16 protein-coding genes are annotated in these 16,960 nt (G+C 41.4%); 5 read left to right on the forward strand and 11 right to left on the reverse strand.

Going from position 1 to position 16,960, the window contains the following annotated elements:
* Positions 1–15 precede the first annotated feature (15 nt).
* From vga(F) to yycF, 4 genes are all read right to left on the reverse strand, one after another.
* Positions 16–1,401, reverse strand: coding sequence for an ABC-F type ribosomal protection protein Vga(F) (gene vga(F) / locus SST62_RS1000000112005; protein ID WP_032499302.1), 1,386 nt, complete (start codon positions 1,399–1,401; stop codon positions 16–18).
* Between the two features lie 355 nt (positions 1,402–1,756).
* Positions 1,757–2,560, reverse strand: a complete 804-nt coding sequence (locus SST62_RS0103070) for an MBL fold metallo-hydrolase (RefSeq protein WP_024407014.1) — start codon at positions 2,558–2,560, stop codon at positions 1,757–1,759.
* Positions 2,561–2,566: 6 nt separating this feature from the next.
* Positions 2,567–3,916, reverse strand: coding sequence for a cell wall metabolism sensor histidine kinase VicK (gene vicK, locus SST62_RS0103075; protein ID WP_002935841.1), 1,350 nt, complete (start codon positions 3,914–3,916; stop codon positions 2,567–2,569).
* A complete protein-coding gene (gene yycF / locus SST62_RS0103080; protein WP_029186255.1) occupies positions 3,909–4,613 on the reverse strand; it encodes a response regulator YycF in 705 nt (234 codons plus the stop codon). The genes vicK and yycF overlap by 8 nt, the downstream gene beginning before the upstream one ends.
* Before the next feature lie 194 nt (positions 4,614–4,807).
* On the opposite strand from yycF, the gene SST62_RS0103085 reads away from it, so the two are divergent.
* Genes SST62_RS0103085 through SST62_RS0103100 form a run of 4 tightly spaced genes read left to right on the forward strand, consistent with a single transcriptional unit; the run spans position 4,808 to position 7,806 of the window.
* A complete protein-coding gene (locus SST62_RS0103085) occupies positions 4,808–5,569 on the forward strand; it encodes an amino acid ABC transporter ATP-binding protein (protein WP_029186256.1) in 762 nt (253 codons plus the stop codon).
* Positions 5,570–5,579: 10 nt separating this feature from the next.
* Positions 5,580–6,419, forward strand: a complete 840-nt coding sequence (locus SST62_RS0103090) for a transporter substrate-binding domain-containing protein (RefSeq protein ID WP_029186257.1) — start codon at positions 5,580–5,582, stop codon at positions 6,417–6,419.
* Between the two features lie 14 nt (positions 6,420–6,433).
* Entirely contained in the window at positions 6,434–7,132 is a 699-nt protein-coding gene (locus tag SST62_RS0103095; RefSeq protein ID WP_029186258.1) for an amino acid ABC transporter permease, read from the forward strand.
* Positions 7,133–7,146: 14 nt separating this feature from the next.
* Positions 7,147–7,806, forward strand: a complete 660-nt coding sequence (locus SST62_RS0103100) for an amino acid ABC transporter permease (RefSeq protein ID WP_029186259.1) — start codon at positions 7,147–7,149, stop codon at positions 7,804–7,806.
* A 77-nt stretch (positions 7,807–7,883) separates the two neighbouring features.
* Here SST62_RS0103100 and thrS read toward each other — a convergent pair whose 3' ends face one another.
* The 7 genes from thrS to ccpA form a co-directional block, all read right to left on the reverse strand.
* Complete coding sequence (gene thrS / locus SST62_RS0103105) at positions 7,884–9,836, reverse strand: threonine--tRNA ligase (RefSeq protein WP_029186260.1); 1,953 nt, start codon at positions 9,834–9,836, stop codon at positions 7,884–7,886.
* A gap of 13 nt (positions 9,837–9,849) precedes the next feature.
* The gene (locus tag SST62_RS0103110; RefSeq protein WP_029942522.1) at positions 9,850–10,176 is read right to left on the reverse strand and encodes a hypothetical protein; all 327 of its coding nucleotides are present in this window, start codon (positions 10,174–10,176) and stop codon (positions 9,850–9,852) included.
* Positions 10,177–10,194: 18 nt separating this feature from the next.
* Complete coding sequence (locus SST62_RS0103115) at positions 10,195–10,677, reverse strand: GNAT family N-acetyltransferase (protein WP_029186262.1); 483 nt, start codon at positions 10,675–10,677, stop codon at positions 10,195–10,197.
* Between the two features lie 260 nt (positions 10,678–10,937).
* Entirely contained in the window at positions 10,938–11,312 is a 375-nt protein-coding gene (locus SST62_RS0103120; protein ID WP_029186263.1) for a hypothetical protein, read from the reverse strand.
* 13 nt (positions 11,313–11,325) lie between these two features.
* Positions 11,326–12,639, reverse strand: coding sequence for a glycosyltransferase family 4 protein (locus tag SST62_RS0103125; RefSeq protein ID WP_029186264.1), 1,314 nt, complete (start codon positions 12,637–12,639; stop codon positions 11,326–11,328).
* Positions 12,640–13,638, reverse strand: coding sequence for a glycosyltransferase family 4 protein (locus SST62_RS0103130; RefSeq protein ID WP_029186265.1), 999 nt, complete (start codon positions 13,636–13,638; stop codon positions 12,640–12,642).
* 528 nt (positions 13,639–14,166) lie between these two features.
* Positions 14,167–15,171, reverse strand: a complete 1,005-nt coding sequence (gene ccpA / locus SST62_RS0103135) for a catabolite control protein A (protein ID WP_004298830.1) — start codon at positions 15,169–15,171, stop codon at positions 14,167–14,169.
* Between the two features lie 209 nt (positions 15,172–15,380).
* Here ccpA and SST62_RS0103140 point away from each other — a divergent pair, with 209 nt between their 5' ends.
* Complete coding sequence (locus tag SST62_RS0103140; protein WP_024384331.1) at positions 15,381–16,466, forward strand: M24 family metallopeptidase; 1,086 nt, start codon at positions 15,381–15,383, stop codon at positions 16,464–16,466.
* Positions 16,467–16,960: the final 494 nt, after the last annotated feature.

A 16,960-nucleotide genomic window follows, 5' to 3' on the forward strand; every position in this document is an offset into this window, starting at 1 on the left:
TCAGAATATATTTTCTTATGATTTCTTCACGAGACAAGCTTGCACTATCTCCCATTGACTGTGAACAGATGTTTCCACAAACTGTTGATCATGGGAAATCAAGAGGACACTTCCCTGGTATTCCTGCAAAAATTTCTCCAGAGCTTCTATGGCTATAATGTCCAAATAATTTGTAGGCTCATCTACTATCAAAAGATTGGCATCCGATAACAAGACCTTGGCCAAGGAAAGCCGAACACGTTCACCACCTGATAAATTTGCCACCTTCTGCTGGGCCTTATCGTAAGAGAGTCCCAACATGCCTAATAAATTGAGAACCGTTATCCTATCTTGAAGCGACGTCGAGCTAGCATTCACAAAGGCTGTTTCTTCTTCATTGAGACTTGTCAAATCCTGGGAGAAATAAGCAATTTTTAATTTTGGATTGTAGTAGCCTTCTAATTCTTTTGAAATCAGTTTCCGAACAAAACTTGTTTTTCCAGAACCATTCGCCCCCACTAAGGCTAACTTCTCTCCAAACGTCATCCCTATCTGAGGGAAACCAAATAAATACTTTTCCCTAATCCAGAGCTGACCAGCCTGTAAGCGAAAGAGGCTGTGAAGACCAGTATCCAAAGCACCTTTCGCTTCCATCTTTACCCACGTTTCCTTTCTGGGTTGTTCAACCTTGTCCAAACGCTCCATCCGTTTTTCCAAATGCTTGGCAGTCTTGGCCATAGACTTGGCTTGACTGTCATAGGAACCCATCAAAGCATTGACCTTCCACTCAGACGATGAAACACCTTTCTTTCTCTTCCCCATCTTCTGAGCCTTTGCCTGACGCTCTTGCTGGGCCTTTTTCAGTTGAGCGACTTTTTTCTGATAGGCTTCATAGGCCTCCTGCTGTCCTTCTCGTTTCGCTTTCCTACTTTGGACAAAGCTATCGTAGTCCCCTGAATAAACCTCTATCTTTCCTTCTTCTAAATGCCAAATGTGACTGGCTATTTGATTGAGAAAATGCCGATCATGACTGACAACCAGCAGACTGCCACGATAGCGTTTGATTTGTTTGATCAGTTTTTCCTGGTGTTCTTGATCTAAATTGGCAGTCGGTTCATCCATGATTAACAACTGCGGTCTTTGGGCAAAAGCATCTTGTATAGACTTCCAAACCTGTTCCCCTCCAGAAAGCAAGCTCCTTTCCTGTAACTGGGGTACATAGGCCCAGTCTGCTTTTACCTCAATCTGACCAGCAAAATCCCTATCCATTCCCAGTAAGATTTTCAAAAACGTGGACTTGCCAACACCATTATTTCCAACCAAGCCAATCTTTTGACCAGCTTGAAGGCTCAACTGCTTGATTGTAAACAAACTTCGTCCCGCAAATTCCTTCTCTAATTGAATACATTTCATTACTTCCATATAGACCTCTTTTCTTCACAAAAAGGGCCCCTATTCTGCTCAATGAACAAGAAAAAAGCCATGCAAAACATGACCTTTCCCTATGGAAAAGTCACATGAATAGTAAGCCCTTATGAGCAGTCTTATCCCTTGTATCGTCATTTAGTTTATCTTCTATCACTTCGTTAACTCGCTTTGCCGTACTTCAGTACAGCCTGCAGCTCGTTGCCTAGTACTAAAAGCAAACTAAAAGACTAAATTATCAAATAATTGATTTTCAACAAGTTTTAAGAACGACTAATAAGTAGCTTAATTATTCATGTAACTTCACCTCGTATAATTAGTATTTTTAGTATAACTTAGTTTGTATCAATTGTCAAATCTTGGTCAAGGCAGTCGCTGTATCTGGCGATGTATCATAGACTTGGAAATCTACTCCAACTCCTAAATCAGCCTGCGCCAACTGATTAACCATGGTCATGTGAGCCAATTCCTTGATATTGTTTTCCTTTGACAAATGCCCTAGGTAAATCTTTTTGGTCCGATTTCCAAGCGAGCGAATCATGGCATCAGCTCCATCTTCGTTACAAAGATGGCCCTTATCGGATAGAATTCGTTGCTTCAAATTCCATGAGTAAGAACCTGAGCGCAAAATTTCAATATCATGGTTCGATTCAATCAAATAAGCATCGGCATTTTCTACAATTCCAACCATGCGGTCACTGACATAGCCTGTATCCGTCAACATAACAAAGGATTTGTCATCCTTCATAAAACGGTAAAATTGCGGACATGCAGCATCATGGCTAACTCCAAAGGACTCAATATCTAGGTCGCCAAAAGTCTTCATAGCACCCAATTCGAAGATATGTTTTTGAGCCACATCAATCTTGCCCAATTTGCTCTCCATAGCCTGCCAGGTCAATTCATTGGCATAAATGTCCATCCCATACTTACGTGCTAAAACACCAATACCATGGATGTGATCGCTATGTTCATGCGTCACTAGAATGGCATCAATGTCTTCTGGTTTGCGGTCAATTTCTGCTAAAAGACTGGTAATTTTTTTCCCAGATAAACCCGCATCCACCAAGATTTTCTTTTTATCTGTTTCCAGGTAAAAACAATTCCCGCTGGACCCCGAAGCTAAAATACTATAATTAAAACCTTTTCCGATCATATTCTCCTATTCTTCCTCATCTGAATCATCCCACTCATCTAGTGCGATGTCCTTGCTGTACGGCAAGACAATTGTAAATGTTGAGCCATGACCATATTCGCTTTTAGCCCAGATAAAGCCCTTATGTTGTTTTACGATTTCTTTTGCAATAGCTAAACCAAGACCTGTACCACCTTGGGCACGAGATCGTGCCTTGTCCACGCGATAGAATCGGTCAAAAATTCTAGGTAAATCTGCTTTCGGAATCCCCAGACCTTCGTCTGAGACGGATACAATCAACTGGCTATCTGTGGTCTTCATGCTGAAGGTAATTGTCCCGCCGTCTGGCGAATATTTAATGGCATTATTTAAGATATTATCCAAAACCTGAGTCATCTTATCTGTATCAATCTCAACCCAAATAGGACTGATTTGATAGTCACGAACAATCGTATAGACCTTATCAGAATCAGCATTTTTCATTTGGTCAAAACGGTTAAGAATAAAGGTCACAAAAGCAGTAAAGTTTATCAGTTCGACATCTATCTGACCAACCTGATTATCAATACGCGATAAACTTAGGAGGTCTGTAATCATCCGCATCATGCGGTTGGTCTCATCTAAGGATACCTTAACAAAACTCGGTGCAACAGACTCCGTCAGCGCTCCCTCATCCAGAGCCTCTAGATAGGATTTGACGGAAGTCAATGGCGTACGCAATTCATGACTCACATTTGACACAAAGAGCCTACGTTCCCGTTCTTCCTTGGCCTGCTCGGTCATATCATGTAAGACGACAACCAAGCCAGAAATCAGACCACTCTCACTACGAATCGTGGCAAAATTAGCGCGTAAAGTCAGAAATTCTTCGTTTTCATTGGTGTGATCAATCACAATCTCAGGTGTCTGAGCCAACAAATCTCTCAATGTATAACGGTCTGATAAATCTAAAACCTCTAGCAGGTGATACTGCTCCTGCTTTTGGCTAGAAAGCCCCAACTGTTTCTGGGCCATATCGTTAATCATGATAATCCGTCCGATACGGTCTGTAGCAATAACACCGTCACTCATATAGGACAGGATGGAAGTCAGACGTGTCTTTTCTTGTTCTAAATTATCATGAGTTAAGCGGATGACCTCCGACAAATCATTAAGAGAATTCGCCATGTCTGTGATTTCAGGACTTCCCCTCATGTCTAACACATCTGCATAATTCCCCTCAATTAAAGCATTGACTTTTTGATTGAGTTGTTTAATTTGCTTATTATCCCGATAGTTTTCAATCAAAAGGACCGTCAGAGCAATTAGAAAGCCAATCAAAATGACAACAAACCAAAATTCTGCCGTGGTCATTAAATAACGTAATTGATTAATCATTTCCTTTTATAAAATATCCCACTCCGCGACGAGTAAGAATGTATTCTGGTCTGCTTGGTGTATCTTCAATTTTCTCACGCAGACGACGAATCGTTACATCCACCGTGCGGACATCACCAAAGTAATCATAACCCCAAACTGTTTCCAATAGATGTTCTCGAGTCATAACCTGACCTAAGTGTTTGGCCAAATGGTGGAGCAATTCAAACTCACGATGGGTCAGCTCCAGCTCTTTGCCATGCTTCTTAGCGACAAACGCATCAGGCAGAATGACCAAATCGCCAATCACCAACTCTGGAGTTCCTGTTGACTCAATATTTGTCTGCGTCTCTGCCAATTCACTACGACGAAGAAGAGCCTTAACACGCGCCTGCAATTCACGATTAGAGAAGGGCTTAGTCACATAATCATCCGCCCCGATTTCAAGCCCGATAACCTTATCAAATTCGCTATCTTTAGCAGATAACATCAAGATTGGAACATTGCTGGTCTTACGAATCGTTCGAGCGACCTCTAGTCCGTCCAATTCTGGCAACATCAAGTCCAAAATGACAATGTCAGGAAACTCAGCCTCAAATACTTCCAAGGCTTCACGTCCATCGAAAGCTGTCACAACTTCATAACCTTCTCGACTCATATTAAATTTAATAATATCTGAGATTGGTTTTTCATCATCAACGATTAAAATTTTCTTCATTTTTTTATTACCTTTATTTTATTTCTTCTATTATATCAAACTTACCTAAAAAATTCATATTTCAAAACCATCCGACACAGTTATGTCACATTTTCTAACATACGACACATTAAATTGTCAGAATTTACTTGACATTCCTAATCTACAGTGCTACTATATTCATACGTTAGAAAACTTTACATAAGGAGAATTTTATGGCTTTAGTAGAATTTAAAGATGTTAACAAATACTACGGTGATTATCACGCCCTTCGCAATATCAACTTGGAATTCGAACCAGGACAGGTTGTTGTTCTCCTTGGACCTTCCGGTTCTGGTAAGTCAACCCTTATCCGTACTATTAATGGTTTAGAATCAATTGATAATGGAAAACTTGTAGTTAACGGACACGATATCTCTTCTACTTCTATCAAAGAATTAGTAGCGCTTCGAAAAGAAGTTGGTATGGTCTTCCAGCACTTCAATCTCTATCCACACAAGACCGTGTTAGAAAATGTTACCTTAGCACCTACGAAAGTTTTGGGAATTGACAAGGCGACTGTTGAGAAAACAGCTCAAAAATATCTCGAATTTGTAAACCTATGGGACAGAAAAGATTCTTACCCAGCTATGCTATCCGGTGGACAAAAACAACGTGTGGCCATCGCTCGTGGCTTGGCAATGAAACCTGAACTCCTCCTCTTTGACGAACCAACATCTGCCTTGGACCCAGAAACCATCGGTGATGTACTTGCAGTTATGCAAAAATTGGCGCGAGACGGGATGAATATGATTGTTGTGACACACGAAATGGGCTTTGCACGTGAGGTAGCTGATCGCATCATCTTCATGGCCGAGGGAGAAGTTTTAGTTGATACAACAGATGTGAATGGCTTCTTTGACAACCCGACAGAGCCTCGTGCCCAACAATTCCTCAGCAAGATTATCAACCACGAATCTGATAAGGTAAAACTCTAGGAGGTAGTCTATGGACAAGAAAAAAATCAATATTTTCTTTGCAATTAGATTATTAGTCTTCGGACTTATTCTTCTCGTTTTTGCAAAACAACCAGTAGCTCAAACAGAAACACCCGCAGCCATCACCACTAGTGATCAAGTTCAAGCTATCATTGATAGGGGCGTGATCCGCGTCGGAGTGAAACAGGACGTTCCTAACTTTGGCTACAAAAACCCTGATACTGGTGAATTTGAGGGAATGGAGATTGACATCGCTCGCAAAATTGCTGATAAATTAGGTGTAGATATTGAATTTACTCCGGTCACTGCCCAAACTCGTGGACCACTTCTTGATAACGGTCAAGTCGATATGGTCATCGCAACCTTTACCATCACAGAAGAACGTAAATTGCTCTACAATTTCACAACTCCTTACTACACAGATGCAGTTGGTTTCTTGGTCAATAAGGATAGTGGAATTAAGACATTTACCGACCTGGATGGCAAGACAATCGGTGTAGCTCAGGGGTCCATTACACGCACCCTCATCTCTGAATTGGCAGACAAGTATGGCATTTCAGTAAACTTTGCTGAACTAGGTTCCTATCCTGAACTTTCTGTATCCCTTAGAGCACATAGAACCGATGCCTTCTCTGTTGACCAATCCATTCTATCCGGTTACATTGGCTCAAAATCTGAACTCATGGACTTTAGCTTCTCAGCTTCTGACTATGGAATTGTTACTAAATTATCTAACAAAGACCTTAACAACTACTTAAATAGTTTGGTTGAAGAATGGACAGCTGACGGTAGTCTTCAAGCCATCTATGATGCCAATGGTCTAGAACCAGTAACAGAAACTGACGAATAGAAAGGTGAAACAATATGACAGTTTTAACAACTAGTCCTTACGCTTGGGAAAATTGGGTCAGTTACTTCAATGATTTTCCAACCTTTTTCCAAGGTTTTCTCTTTACCTTAGCCATTTCTGTCGGAGCCTTTATCATGGCCATGTTTTTAGGAATTGTCTTTGGTAGTCTCTCTTCCAGCAAAAATAAAGTTTTAAAATTCATCGCACGTGTCTATGTTGAATACTATCAGAATACACCGCTTTTGGTTCAGTTCATGATTGTTTATTATGGACTTCCATTGATTTCAAATTATGTTCTCATGCCGTCCATCTACTGGACAGCTGTTATCTGCGTCGGACTCTATCACGGCGCCTATATCGCAGAGGTCATTCGTGCAGGGATAGAAGCGGTGCCGACAGGGCAAACTGAAGCCGCACTTTCACAAGGATTTACCCAGGCTGAAACCATGCGAATCATTATCTTGCCACAGGCCATTCCGACAATCTTGCCACCTTTGACCAACCAAGTAGTAAACTTGATCAAGAATACGGCGACCGTTGCTATTATCTCAGGTGCAGATATCATGTTTATGACAAAATCTTGGTCTGCCATGAATGCCAACTACATCCCAGCCTTTGCTGGTGCTGCTTTCCTTTACTTCATCATGTGCTTCCCTGTTGCAAGCTGGGGTCGCCGCATTGAAGAAAAGAATAAGTCAGCTTTTTCACACTAATAGGAGGTTGAACGATGAATTATGTTTTAGAATTACTCAAACCTTCAACCTTCCAACTCTTGTGGAGTGGTTTGAAGTTAACAGTCTATATTTCAAGTATTTCGGTAATCCTATCCATTCTTTTCGGAATGATTTTAGCCATCATGCGAAATGGGAAAAATCCAATTTTCAAGTGGATTGCAACCATCTATATCGAATTTGTGCGTAATGTGCCAAACTTGCTTTGGATTTTCACTGTCTTCTTGGTCTTCCAAATGAAGTCAACGCCTGCTGGTATTACTGCTTTTACTATTTTTACCACGGCAGCCATGGCCGAGATTATCCGTGGTGGTCTCAACGCCATCGGACCGGGCCAAACCGAAGCTGGTTTATCACAGGGTTTTACCCCAGTACAAATCATGGTCTATATCATCATGCCGCAGGCCATTCGTAAGATGTTGCCGGCTATCATCTCGCAGATTGTGACGGTTATCAAGGATACCAGCTTCCTTTATTCTGTTATTGCCCTGCAAGAACTTTTCGGAGCTAGCCAAATCCTTATGGGAAGGCACTTTGAGGCGGAGCAAGTCTTTGCCCTTTACATCATGGTCGCCCTGATTTACTTTGTCATTAACTTTGCGATTTCAAGCCTGTCACGTTATGTGGCGAAATCTTGGGCTAGTTCGATTGAATAAACTTTCCTCCCAGCCAGTCGGTTGGGATTTTTTGTTGCCAAAAAAGAAGCCCTTTCGGACTTCTGACTTTATCATTCTTATTCTGCATCTTCAGCTGGACGCGACTTGCGAGCAATATCTGCTAGGATATGGTCCACAAATTCTGATACAGACTGAGTTTGCGTTGCCTTGCTTCCGTAGCGACGGACGTTGACAGCATTGTCTTCCATTTCCTTGTCACCGACGATAAGCTGGTATGGAATCTTGCTGGTCTGGCTCTGACGAATCTTGTACTGCATCTTCTCATTCCGCTCATCCACGTGTACGCGAACGCCACGGTCTTGCAATTCTTTGGCAACCTTCCAAGCGTAATCCAGGTGAGCCTCCACAGAAATTGGAATCATGGTCACTTGGGTTGGAGCCAACCAAGTCGGGAAGGCACCCTTGTAGGTTTCGATCAATATGGCAGTGAAGCGTTCCATGGTCGAGATAACACCACGGTGAATCATAACTGGGCGATGCTCTTCACCGTCAGCACCAATGTAGGTCAAGCCAAAACGTTCTGGCAATAGGAAGTCCAACTGAATGGTTGACAGAGTTTCCTCGTTACCAAGGGCAGTTTTCACCTGGATATCCAACTTCGGACCGTAGAAGGCTGCTTCACCCTCTGCCTCGAAGTAGTCCACGCCCATTTCATCCATGGCACCCTTCAGCATACGTTGGGCATTTTCCCACATCTCATCGTTGTCATAGTACTTCTCTTTGTCCTCTGGGTCACGATAAGACAGGCGGAAACGGTAGTCGTTTAGGTTGAAATCTGCGTACACATCGATAATCAACTGGAGAGCTTTTTTGAACTCTTCTTGGATTTGCTCAGGTGTCACGAAAATATGACCGTCGTTAAGAGTCATCTCACGTACACGCTGCAAACCAGTAAGAGCACCAGATTTTTCATAGCGGTGCATCATACCAAGCTCAGCGATACGCACAGGCAACTCACGGTAAGAACGCACATGATTTTTATAAACTTGAATGTGGTGCGGGCAGTTCATCGGACGAAGCACAAACTCCTCACCGTCACCCATGTCCATAGTTGGGAACATATCTTCATGGTAATGATCCCAGTGACCTGAAGTCTTATAGAGTTCAACAGAAGCCAATGGTGGCGTATATACGTGCTGGTAGCCTGAAGCCAATTCCTTGTCTGTGATGTAACGCTCCAAGGTACGACGGATAGTCGCTCCATTTGGCAACCAGAATGGCAAACCTTGACCAACTTCTTGGCTGATCATGAAGAGATCCAATTCCTTACCAAGTTTACGGTGGTCACGCTCTTTGGCTTCCTCACGCATTTGCAGGTAAGCCTTGAGGTCTTTCTTGTCAAACCAAGCTGTACCATAAACACGTTGCATCATTGGGTTTTCGCTCTTACCACGCCAGTAGGCACCAGCCACATTGAGCAATTCAAAAATCTGGATACGGCCTGTTGACGGAACGTGTGGCCCACGGCAGAGGTCAACGTATTCACCCTGGGTATAAATGGTCAAACCGCCCTCATCATCAGAATGTTCCTGAATCAATTCCAACTTGTATGGATCGTTTTTGAAAATCTCAAGAGCTTCTTCCTTGGTCACCTCACGGCGTTCTGAAGGGAAGTTTTCCTTGACAATCTTCATCATTTCTTCCTGAATGCGTGGCAGGTCTTCATTTGAAATCTGACCAGCAGCATTGTCCGTGTCATAGTAGAAACCGTCCTGAATAGCTGGACCAACCCCCAACTTAATGTCTGGGAAAAGACGACGAGCCGCTTGGGCAAACAAGTGGGCAGCTGAGTGACGCAAGATATCCAAGGCATCTTCATGGTCAGGCGTTACGATTTCAAGCGTACCGTCCTCTTCGATGGCACGAGTGGTGTCAATCAATTTACCATTGAACTTACCAGCAAGAGCCTTTTTCGCTAAAGACTTGCTGATACTCTCCGCAATTTCAAAAGTAGTTACACCAGCTTGGTACTCACGAACAGCACCATCTGGGAAAGTAATGTTAATCATGTTTATCTCCTTTTTATTTATTTTTAATCCCCAATAACTCTTCTTTTTGAGTTAAAAAGGTTTCCATTTCTTTTTGAATATCAATATCCAGGCGGTCGGCTAATTCAATCAACCACCAGATATTTTCAACCAGTTTATGCTCCAAGGTATAGGGAGTTTCATCATAGTAACGACCCTGCTTGGTCATAATCAGGCGGTTCATGTTGCCAATATCATTGGTCAAAGCCAAGAGGTCTTCCTCAATGGACCACTCTTTATCGTGGTGCTTGACTTCCAACTCTCTGTAAGCCTTGCGAATGGCTAGGCAACGGTCAATTGTTTCTTGTGGAATAACAGGCATCTGTATCTCCTTAAAGTATTAATTTCTTGAAGGATGAAGTTGATAGCGATAAAACCGATTGTCGACATCAAGTTTTGGAAAATCAGCAGGCAAATCATCCTTCGTAATCTCACAAAAACCTAATTTTTTATAAAAAAACTGTGCAGATTGAAATGTATCTGTCGTCCCAAGATAAACTTCATTTACAGCATGTTTTCTACAATAATCAAAAAACTGACTGACTAATTGTTTCCCGACCCCATATTGTCTATACTTAGGATGAACAAACATCTTTTTCAACGCAACATTTTGATGGTTTAACCTAACTAATCCAACACAACCTACAAGTTTTCTATCGGAAAATGCTAACCAAAACGATTTAGGATAGTATGAATCAATATCCAATAAATCAGGCTGATCTTTAAGATTAATGGGTAAACCAAATTCATCTTGTTGAATTGTTAATATTAACTCAATCACCTCATTCTCATAAGATGGATTAAACGGAATAATCTTAATCAACTTCGCCTCCTTTCACAAAAAATACGACGCCCTCGCAAAAGGACGTCGTAACGTGGTTCCACCTTCATTCGCAGTCACACTAAAAAGCCTGACTACCTCAGATTGGCGATAAGGGAACCACCCTTTTATGTTTGCATAAAATTATACCGAGTAGTGTCAATCCTATCCTCTATGTGCTTGCACCCACCGCACACTCTCTCAAAGATTTCCTAGAATTGATAAGTCTCTAGAGGCTATTATAACAAGGATTTTCTGATTTTTCAAGGATTTTTCTTCATTTTCTTTTTTAGGGAAAATAGCAGAGCTCCTAACCCGTTTCCCATGATGACACAAATGGTATAGGCAATCTGGTAGACGACTATCCACTCTTGAAAGAAACATATAGTCACAGGATACAGTAGAAAAACCAGAGCAAGTAATCGGATAGAGAAGCCCTTGAAGAATCCGTAAATGAGACCAAGCAAAAATAAAACAAGCGGTGTGTAAATCAGTATATTTCCAACTACAAGACCCTTGGAAACCATTGTATCCTTAATCAGATGAAAAGCAATCAGATAAATCCCTGCATACATGAATAGGATAACCAGTCCCGCTAGAATCATTGCCTTCCAACTTGCTTTCTGCCATTTTATCATCGGAAACTCCTATTTAATCAAAGAAATTACGAATAGACTTGACTTGTTCAACAGACTTTTTCAATATTTTTGCTGTTGTGTCTGTTGATTTAACTACTACTTTTTGCGGTAGGTAAATAGCCTCTTTTATCAAAGCTTCTGCTACACTATCTTGATTAGTATGTTCTTTTCTAAAATCATACGAAATCTTCAAATCTAGATAATATTCAAAAACCTTGCGCCCAAAATTCGTAGAAGAAATCTCATAGAGCTTCTTATCAAGCACATACGGATTCATTGGTGGTGTAGCAATAATTGCCTCAACAACGGCATCTGCCAACTCCTGTTCTCGAATAAAGAGCGTCCCAAACATCTTATCTGTTATAACGTTTTTTAAGTAGGGATTGCTATGTGCCAAAATAGGAGTTCCAGAAGCTAAACTTTCTAAGAAAGTTAGTCCCTGTGTTTCACTGGTCGAAGCAGAAATAAAGAAATCCGCAGCTTTATAATAAAGCGCTGTATCACTTGGAGCAATCATTCCCGTCAACTGGACGTGTTCATCTAGATTAAGCTCCGCTATCATTTCCTGAAGATCATCTGTATAAGGTCCACCTCCGACAATAACCAGCTTCACCTTGGGATTTTCCTGCAAAATTTTTGGTATTGCCTGAACGATTGCTTGGATATTCTTCTCGTGAGAAATCCTAGACAGACTTAACAACATCGTTTCATCACTAGCAATTCCTAGTTGTTCCCGCAACTCATCTGTTTCATCCTTGCCAATTTCTGGTCTATCAAACTTTGCCAAATCAATTCCTGTCGGAATGACTCGTTTAGAAATCGGAACGTTGTAACTCATTAAAAGATCTTCAACAATCTCACTGGGGCAAATTACCCCATCCAGATCTTTTAAAAACGCCCGTACTAAATATTTAACCATCCCGGGACGAATAATCCTCCCCTTGGCAATATAGTGTACGTAGTCTTCATACTGGGTGTGATAAGTATGTACCACCGGAATATCAAGTTCCTTGGCAATCATTTTCCCCAAAATCCCCAAAGAAAATTCTGTATGAGTATGAATAATATCTAGTTTATAGCGACTTGCAATTTTTAAGGCATCTGTAAAACCCGCGTAGGCCACTCGACGATCTTTAAAGGCAAAAAAAGGTACGCTAGGAATTCGGATAATGTCCCAATCTTCGTAGCGATTCACATCCTCATCTGTCGTCGTAAAAATAAATACCGTATGTCCCAATTTCTCCAACTCTGTCTTAAGAGTCCGAATCGAAGTCGCGACTCCTGAAACCTGTGGAAAATAGGTATCCGTAAACAATCCAATCCGCATTTACATCTCCAATACTTGTCGATAGGCATCCACCAATTGGTGGGAAACATTGTCAATCGAGCGACTAACCGCAACCTGATAGCCCGCCTCACGTTTATCAACCTGCTTGTCTAAGATTTTCTGAATAGAATCGACAAAATCATCCACTGTATGTCCCAATTCGGCAACGTTTTCGTCAATCCAACCATCGTAAACTGGAATATCTCTTAGAACAACATGCTGATGACTAGCAAGAGCTTCCAGAACAACAATCCCTTCTGTTTCCTCATACGATGGGAAGAAAAAGGCATCCGCTCCGCTCATTGCTCCCTGAAAAACAGCCCCCTTAAAATAACCGGGAAACTCCACATTGTCTGGATGGTCTCCCTCTACAATCTTACGAATATAGGAAGGAATCAGCCACTTATTGATTGAACCGAGCCAAATGAAGCGGACATGTGGCATCTTTTCGGCTACCTTGACAAAGTCTTCAATTCCTTTACGTCGGAAGTAAAGTCCTGCACAGACAACAACTGGCTGACCTTCTTCAATTTTAAAATACTCTCGAAAGATCGCTTCCTTACGTTCATCCTTCTTATATTTATCTAAATCAATACCATTCGAAACGGCTATAATCGGTGTTGTCACACCGTAAGACTGGATGAGTTTTTTTGAATACTCTGAAGGAGTGATGACAAAGTCTGCCTTTTGGTACATGCTTGCTAGATATTTCCCTACAAAAGGAGCTAGGGTATTCGAACCAATAAAGGAATTTTGAAAATCTTCCTTCGTGGAATGTCCGTGCATGATTACCTTTTTTCCACTCCGTTTGGCTGCATGTAGCAATAACCAGGAGCGTGGACCATAGGTATTGATATGAATGACATCATAATCTCCCAGCAGGTCTGTTGTATAAGGAATGCCTGCCATATCTAGCGCTTCCATCTGGTGTTGAAGTGCCCGGCCAATTCCTGATTTCTCTAAAACAGTTTTACCTTCTAAATACAATAGTACTTTCATAATACCATTATAGCCCTTTTTTACATTTTTTGATATTTTAAACTGTATTCTACACGAATTTTGTATCAATTAAAGCCAATACTAAAGAATATAATCCTAAATATATGATTACATACAATAATCACCTAACTGACACAGTTCTAAAGGATGATAATAAGCCCAGTACTGCTTCTCTAGATTCGCACCAACATCTCGCACAACTTACAGAGTGTGACAGGCTTAAACTCAACCACAAAGCCCTCGCTAAACTTAATCTAGCGAGGGCTTATATTTATTTCTTATAATCTTTTAGTTTTCGGTTAGTATAGCCGTTTAGTTTGCTTTTAGTACTCGCTTCAAAGGTTCAGGGAACCTTTGAAGGCTGGAGATAGGGCGAAGCAAGTTCGCCTCAATAGCTACAAGGCTGTTCTAGGTTGGAAATGTTTCCTCGCTCGTCGAAGCAATAAAAGACAAACTAAATGACTAAAGTGTTTGATGGAGTGAGGGTGCGGAGTAACAAGATATCTTATCAAGCTACTTCTATACTCATCACTTAGTTGATTTCCGTACTTTGATTCCGTGGTTAAGAACTACCTCACGGTTTTCCAACTCTTCCTTGTGCATGATTTTGGTAAGCATGCGCATAGCAATCGCACCAATATCGTAAAGTGGCTGATTGATAGAGGTCAGGTTTGGACGGGTAAACTTGGTCACTAGGGAATCATCACTTGTAATGATTTCAAAGTCTTCTGGAACCTTGATGCCCATATCACTGACACCATTCAATAGACCAGCAGCAATCTCATCTTCTGCAACATAAGCTGCAGTTGCTCCTGCATTCAAAATACGTTCTGCTAGAGCGTAGCCTTCCTCGTATTTATACTTGGATTCAAAAACCAATCCTTCGTTAAACTCGATTCCGTTGTCCTTCAAGCCTTGTTTGTAGCCTGCAAAACGAACTTTACCATTGATGTCATCTACAAGCGGCCCTGATACAAAGGCAATTTTCTTGTTGTTCTTAGCTAACAGATTGACTGCATCAACACTAGCGGCAGCATAGTCAATATTGACACTAGGTAATTGGTGCTCCAAGTCCACGGTACCAGCTAAAACAATCGGTGTACGTGAGCGTGAAAACTCCGCACGAATCTTGTCTGTCAAATGATAGCCCATGAAAATGATTCCGTCCACCTGTTTTGAGAACAGGGTATTTACCACATTGATTTCTTTCTCATCATTTTCATCACTGTTTGCTAAGACGATATTGTATTTGTACATATCGGCAATATCATCGATACCTTTGGCCAAGGTTGCAAAATAAGCATTAGCAATATTTGGAATCACAACCCCCACAGTGGTAGTCTTCTTGCTGGCCAAGCCACGTGCAACAGCATTCGGACGATAATCCAAACGGTCGATGACTTCTAATACTTTTTTACGAGTATTTTCCTTTACGTTTTTATTCCCATTTACCACGCGCGATACTGTCGCCATGGATACACCTGCTTCGCGGGCAACGTCATAAATCGTTACCGTATCGTCAGTGTTTAACATACGTTATGTACTCCCTTTCAATAGTTCTAGTTCTATGAAAATTACGCTTTCACTCAAGTATAGTGTATCACTTTTTGAAACCACTTTCAAGAGAAAAACACCATTTTTTTGATAATACTTGCAATTTTTTTCATTTTTTGGAACAATAGTCTATATAATAAACGAAATTTTCACTTTTTTTACCACTACATGCTAGAAAGGTCTCCACTATGTCAAAATTACATCATGTAAAATCCTACTTAGAAGCCAACAAAATGGACTTGGCCATCTTCTCTGATCCAGTTAGCATCTATTATCTGACTGGCTATCATAGCGATCCTCATGAGCGCCACATGATGCTCTTTGTTATGCCTGACCACGACTCACTACTCTTTCTCCCTGCCTTGGATGTAGAACGTGCGGTTGCGACGGTTGACTTTCCTGTAGCCGGCTATATGGACTCAGAAAATCCATGGCAGATTATCAAGAGCAAATTGCCACAAAAATCTTTCTCAGCAATCGGTGCAGAATTTGATAATTTGAATTTAACCCGCTACCATGGTCTTCAGTCTATCTTTAGCCAACCATTTTCAGACATTACACCTCTGATTAATACTATGAAATTGATCAAGTCTCGTGATGAAATTGAAAAAATGCTGGTTGCTGGAGAGTTTGCGGATAAGGCTATGCAGGTTGGGTTTAACAATATCTCACTCAACGTAACCGAAACGGATATTATTGCTCAGATTGAATTTGAAATGAAAAAGCAGGGCATCTCAAAAATGAGCTTTGAGACCATGGTCTTAACAGGCGACAATGCCGCAAATCCACACGGTATTCCCTCAACAAACAAAATCGAGAATAACGCTCTGCTATTGTTCGACCTAGGCGTGGAAACTTTGGGCTATACGTCTGATATGACACGGACTGTCGCTGTCGGTAAACCTGATCAGTTTAAAAAAGATATTTACAACTTGACTCTGGAGGCTCACATGGCCGCTGTCAATATGATTAAGCCTGGTGTGACTGCTGGTGAGATTGACTATGCCGCTCGCTCTGTGATTGAAAAAGCAGGTTATGGCGAGTACTTCAACCACCGACTCGGTCACGGTTTGGGAATGAGTGTCCATGAATTCCCATCGATTATGGAAGGCAATGATTTGGTCATCGAAGAAGGTATGTGTTTCTCTGTCGAGCCTGGTATTTACATCCCTGGAAAAGTTGGTGTTCGTATCGAGGATTGTGGTTACGTTACCAAAAATGGCTTTGAAGTCTTTACAAAAACACCAAAAGAATTACTGTATTTTGAAGGGTAATGGGGACCAATCGTTTTTTCACTCCTCAAAACTCATTGACAACAGGGAGTGGGAAAGAACTCGACTAGTCTAAAAGAGAGTTCGTTTTCCCACCCCCGCACAGTTGATTAGGTCAGATTTGGAGTGTGAAACACGAACAAATCTGCCAATCAACCACTGCGCTGAGATGTTGACACGAACTCTGAGTAGTGGAGCTGGGCTTTTTGCCCAGCCTCTTCAAAAAATTAAATAGAAGTGCTGTGGAGCCAAGCATCAAAATAAAAGCATACGATCATGTGACCGAGGAGTTTCATAATCGTATGCTTTATTTATTTGTATCTAACCAAATCTTGAGAAGGTGTAACTGATACTCTTCGAAAATCAAAATCAGACATTGTTGACTTGATTTGATGAGTGAAAGGCCCCAGTGGAGCCTTTCAACCTGTTACCTTGAAACAAAATAGTAACAGGGTTCTATCTGCGTAAGTAGAAACGAACTACGTTCGCTCTATCTC

The sequence above is a fragment of the Streptococcus suis YS56 genome (assembly GCF_000440115.1).
GTDB classification, from domain to species: domain Bacteria; phylum Bacillota; class Bacilli; order Lactobacillales; family Streptococcaceae; genus Streptococcus; species Streptococcus suis_L.